This window comes from Mesorhizobium sp. Arg314, assembly GCF_053714275.1.
Map to the genome: position 1 here is coordinate 1 of NZ_JBSKBP010000365.1, position 253 is coordinate 253.

1 pseudogene is annotated in these 253 nt (G+C 64.8%); it reads right to left on the reverse strand.

Annotation, left to right across the window (positions count from 1 at the left end):
- Positions 1-158: pseudogene (locus ACWGS9_RS35885) on the reverse strand (transposase zinc-binding domain-containing protein); the annotation flags it as partial.
- Positions 159-253 lie beyond the last annotated feature (95 nt).

The window sequence follows — 253 nt, forward strand, 5'->3', positions numbered from 1 at the left end:
ACCAGCGCCTTGTTCTGGAAGGCGATGTCGGCGACCTCGGCGGGCAGCGTGAACACGACGTGGAAGTAGCCGACCGGGAGCAGGTCGGCTTCGCGCTCGGCAAGCCATGTCCGCGCGGCCGCGCCCTGGCACTTTGGACAGTGCCGGTTGCGGCAGGTAATGGGCGTCACCCATTACCTGCCTTATGGGCAAAGCCGGTAATGGGGAGCTGGCAGCAATTTGATCGCGCACCTGCACCAATCACCGCCAACCC